Origin of the sequence: Burkholderia sp. Ac-20344, from assembly GCF_017104975.1 — a bacterium.
In the GTDB taxonomy this organism is placed as follows: Bacteria; Pseudomonadota; Gammaproteobacteria; order Burkholderiales; family Burkholderiaceae; genus Burkholderia.
In genome coordinates, this window is sequence record NZ_JAAGPP010000289.1 from 1 (window position 1) to 4,598 (window position 4,598).

4 protein-coding genes and 1 riboswitch are annotated in these 4,598 nt (G+C 68.2%); all 4 genes read left to right on the forward strand.

Features of this window, described 5'->3' with window-relative positions; translation table 11 throughout:
* Nucleotides 1-1,317: flagellar biosynthesis protein FlhF (gene flhF, locus G3N64_RS38280; RefSeq protein ID WP_241021428.1), on the forward strand; the 1,317-nt coding region annotated here is incomplete at its 5' end.
* Nucleotides 1,310-2,128, forward strand: coding sequence for a MinD/ParA family protein (locus G3N64_RS38285; protein ID WP_205788775.1), 819 nt, complete (start codon nucleotides 1,310-1,312; stop codon nucleotides 2,126-2,128). The genes flhF and G3N64_RS38285, both read left to right, overlap by 8 nt.
* A gap of 22 nt (nucleotides 2,129-2,150) precedes the next feature.
* Nucleotides 2,151-2,885 (forward strand): RNA polymerase sigma factor FliA, encoded by a 735-nt coding sequence (locus G3N64_RS38290; protein ID WP_011350611.1) that lies wholly within the window; start codon nucleotides 2,151-2,153, stop codon nucleotides 2,883-2,885.
* An 87-nt stretch (nucleotides 2,886-2,972) separates the two neighbouring features.
* Nucleotides 2,973-3,088: riboswitch (S-adenosyl-L-homocysteine riboswitch) on the forward strand.
* Nucleotides 3,089-3,120: 32 nt separating this feature from the next.
* Nucleotides 3,121-4,539, forward strand: a complete 1,419-nt coding sequence (gene ahcY, locus G3N64_RS38295) for an adenosylhomocysteinase (protein WP_205788776.1) — start codon at nucleotides 3,121-3,123, stop codon at nucleotides 4,537-4,539.
* The last annotated feature ends 59 nt before the right edge of the window (nucleotides 4,540-4,598 follow it).

Sequence of the window (4,598 nt, forward strand, 5' to 3'; positions counted from 1 at the left end):
AACCGCTCGCCCACTTTCGCTTCACATGGACGATCCGATCCTGTCCCGCCCGGCTGGCGGCCTTCTCGCGCCGACACCCGGCCGCGCGCTGCCGCGCTGGCACTACCCGGCCGCGCTGCTCGCCGGCTGTGCAGGCGCGGCTCCTCGCCGACGCCGCCCGACTGGGCGCGCGACATCGTGCGCGACGCCGAACGCCGGATGCCGGCCGCCGCCACCCGCACACCCGACACGAGCGCCATGCATGCCGCGAAGGCGGCCGAGCGCACGCGCCTGTCCGCCGACGCAGCCGCCGCAGTGGCCGACGCGGTGAAGTCGCGCATCGAGCGGATCGTCAACGATACGGTGATGCAGGAGCTCGGCGAGCTGCGCGGGATGATGGAAGAGCAGTTCGACAGCCTGATGTGGCACGACCGCCAGCGTCGCAGCGCCGTGCATGGCGCGCTGACGAAGCACCTGTTCGCGGCCGGTTTCTCCGCGCAGCTCGTGCGGATGCTGGTCGACAACCTGCCGGCCGGCGACGGCGCGCAGACGTTCGAACAGGCCGCCGAATGGGCGCAGTCGGTGCTCGCGGCGAACCTGCCGGTGCTCGACAGCGAGGACGCGCTGATGGAGCGCGGCGGCGTGTTCGCGCTGATGGGGCCGACGGGCGTCGGCAAGACCACCACCACCGCGAAGCTCGCGGCACGCTGCGTGATGCGCTTCGGCGCGAGCAAGGTCGCGCTGCTGACCACCGACAGCTACCGGATCGGCGGCCACGAGCAGCTGCGCATCTTCGGCAAGATCCTCGGCGTGCCGGTGCACGCGGTGAAGGATGCCGGCGACCTCGCGCTCGCGCTGTCCGAGCTGCGCAACAAGCACATCGTGCTGATCGACACGATCGGCATGAGCCAGCGCGACCGCGCGGTATCCGACCAGATCGCGATGCTGCACGGTGCGAACGCACCGGTGCAGCGCCTGCTGCTGCTCAACGCGACGAGCCATGGCGACACGCTCAACGAAGTCGTGCAGGCGTACCGCAGCGCGGGCGAGCATCCGGACCTCGCCGGCTGCATCCTCACGAAGCTCGACGAGGCGACCCACCTCGGCGGCGTGCTCGACACCGTGATCCGCTACAAGCTGCCGATCCATTACGTGTCGACCGGCCAGAAGGTGCCGGAGAACCTGTACGTCGCGTCGACCAAATTCCTGCTGAAGAGCGCGTTCTGTGTACCGCGCGACGGCTCGCCCTTCGTGCCGCAAGACGAGGACATGCCGACGCTGCTTTCCGCACTGACCGCACGTTCCACCGCCGAGCTGCACGAGGTGCGATTTGGATAAACGAATCATCGACCAGGCCGAAGGGCTGCGGCGCCTGCTGGCCGGGCGCGCGTCGCGCATCGTCGCGGTGACGGGCGGGCCGGCGAGTGTCGGCTGCACGTCCACCGTCGTGAACCTGGCGGCGGCGCTCGCGTCGCTCGGCAAGGATGTGCTCGTCGTCGACGAGCGCGCCGACGTACATTCGGCCAGCGCGACGCTGGCGGGCGCCTGGCTGCGCGACGGCGAGCGCACGCGGGTCGCGGCCGGCTTCGGCCTGTGCGGCGCCGCGCGGCTTGCGCGCATCGGCTACACCGACGCGCAGTTGAGCGATTTCATCGACGGCCCGGCCGACATCGTCCTCGTCGACGCGCAGCTCGGCGCCGACGGTTCGTTCTCGGCGCTCGCACGCGAAGCGCACGACGTGCTGGTCGTCACGCGGGTCGCCGCACAGGCGATCACCGAGGCGTACGCGTGCATGAAGCGGCTGCATTTCGCGCACGCGTTCGCGCAGTTCCGCGTGCTGACCAATCACGTCGGCAGCCACGCGGACGCGAGGGTCGCGTTCGACAACCTCGCGGGCGTCGCGAGCCGCTACCTGACGGTGTCGATTGCCGACGCGGGGTGCGTGAGCGCCGATCCGCTCGTCGAGCATGCGCGCGAGCTGATGCGTGCCGCGGTCGACGCGTTCCCGTCGTCGGCCGCCGCGCGCGACTACCGGCAGATTGCCGCCGACCTGCTGTACTGGCCGATGCGCCCGCGTTCGGGTGCGGGCCGCGCCGTGCACGCGGGCGGCAAGCCGTCGTATGAGGCGGGCGCGGCACACGCCGCGTGATCGCCACCGGAAGGAGAGAGCCATGATGTACAACGCTCAAGGAAAGATGTCCCAGGCCGACGTGCTCGCGCAATATGCGCCGCTCGTGCGACGCCTCGGGCTGCAGCTCGTCGCGAAGATGCCGGCGAGCGTCGACCTCGACGACCTGATCCAGGCCGGCATGATCGGCCTGATGGACGCGGCCGGCCGCTACAAGGAAGACCAGGGCGCGCAGTTCGAGACCTACGCGACGCAGCGCATCCGCGGCGCGATGCTCGACGAGCTGCGCAGCAACGACTGGCTGCCGCGCAGCCTGCGCAAGACGTCGCGCGAGGTCGAGCACGCGGTGCACCAGGTCGAACAGAATCTCGGCCGCTCGGCGAGCGAGACCGAGATCGCGCAGCACCTGAACATGCCGCTCGACGAATACCAGGGGATGCTGCAGGACCTGCACGGCAGCCAGCTGATCTACTACGAGGATTTCGACCGCGCGGCCGACGACGAGCCGTTCCTCGACCGCTACCGCGTCGATCACGCCGATCCGCTGTCGGCGCTGCTCGACGAGCACCTGCGCGAAGCGCTCGTCGAGGCGATCGAGCGGCTGCCGGAGCGCGAGAAGCTGCTGATGTCGCTGTACTACGAACGGGGTCTGAATCTGCGCGAGATCGGCGCGGTGCTCGAAGTGAGCGAGTCGCGCGTGTGCCAGCTGCACAGCCAGGCCGTCGCACGGCTGCGCGCGCGGCTGCGCGAACAGGCGTGGGTCGGCGCGGAGTCCTGACCCTTTCGTGACGGCCGCGCGCGTCGACGCCGCGCGCGGGTGCCGCGGGTGCGCATTCTGCGCGCCAATTTGCTACAATCCCCTCCGTTTTCCGAGGAGCGTTGCGACGGACCACTCTGCGTCCGCCAGGCTCGGAAGGCTTCACCAAGCAGCCGTGCGGCAAAACCGCGCCGGCCCCGCTTCCTGAACGGCGCTCACGTCACCAATCTAGAAACTTTTTAGAAAGGAGGGCGTGATGAACGCCATTATCGATTCCAAAGCTACCCACGATTACGTCGTCGCCGACATGGCGCTGGCCGGCTGGGGCCGCAAGGAACTGAACATTGCCGAGACCGAAATGCCGGGCCTCGTGCAGATCCGCGACGAATACAAGGCGCAGCAGCCGCTGAAGGGCGCGCGCATCGCCGGTTCGCTGCACATGACGATCCAGACGGGCGTGCTGATCGAGACGCTGAAGGCGCTCGGCGCGGACGTCCGCTGGGCCTCGTGCAACATCTTCTCGACGCAGGACCACGCGGCTGCCGCGATCGTCGAAGCCGGCACGCCGGTGTTCGCATTCAAGGGCGAATCGCTCGACGAATACTGGGAATTCTCGCACCGCATCTTCGAATGGCCGAACGGCGAATTCGCGAACATGATCCTGGACGACGGCGGCGACGCAACGCTGCTGCTGATCCTCGGTTCGAAGGCCGAGAAGGACCGTTCGGTGATCGCGAAGCCGACCAACGAGGAAGAAGTCGCGCTGTACAAGTCGATCGCGAAGCACCTCGACGCGGACCCGGCCTGGTACTCGACGCGCCTCGCGCACATCAAGGGCGTGACCGAAGAAACCACGACCGGCGTGCACCGCCTGTACCAGATGGAAAAGGACGGCCGCCTGCCGTTCCCGGCGTTCAACGTGAACGATTCGGTCACGAAGTCGAAGTTCGACAACCTGTACGGCTGCCGTGAATCGCTGGTCGACGGCATCAAGCGCGCGACCGACGTGATGATCGCGGGCAAGGTCGCGGTCGTCGCGGGCTACGGCGACGTGGGCAAGGGCTGCGCGCAATCGCTGCGCGGCCTCGGCGCGACCGTGTGGGTCACCGAAATCGACCCGATCTGCGCGCTGCAGGCGGCGATGGAAGGCTACCGCGTCGTGACGATGGAATACGCGGCCGACAAGGCCGACATCTTCGTGACGGCCACCGGCAACTACCACGTGATCAACCACGATCACATGAAGGCGATGCGCCACAACGCGATCGTCTGCAACATCGGCCACTTCGACTCGGAAATCGACGTCGCGTCGACCCGCCAGTACCAGTGGGAAAACATCAAGCCGCAGGTCGACCACATCATCTTCCCGGACGGCAAGCGCGTGATCCTGCTGGCGGAAGGCCGCCTCGTGAACCTCGGCTGCGCGACCGGCCACCCGTCGTTCGTGATGTCGAACTCGTTCGCGAACCAGACGCTCGCGCAGATCGAGCTGTTCGTGCGCGGCGGCGAGTACGAGAACAAGGTGTATGTGCTGCCGAAGCACCTCGATGAAAAGGTCGCGCGCCTGCACCTCGCGCGCATCGGCGCGAACCTGTCCGTGCTGTCGGACGAGCAGGCTTCGTACATCGGCGTGCAGAAGGACGGCCCGTTCAAGCCGAACCACTACCGCTACTGATCCGAGGCGCCGCCGCCGCGGTGCCGGGCGCACGTCATCGACGTGCACCCGGTACGGCG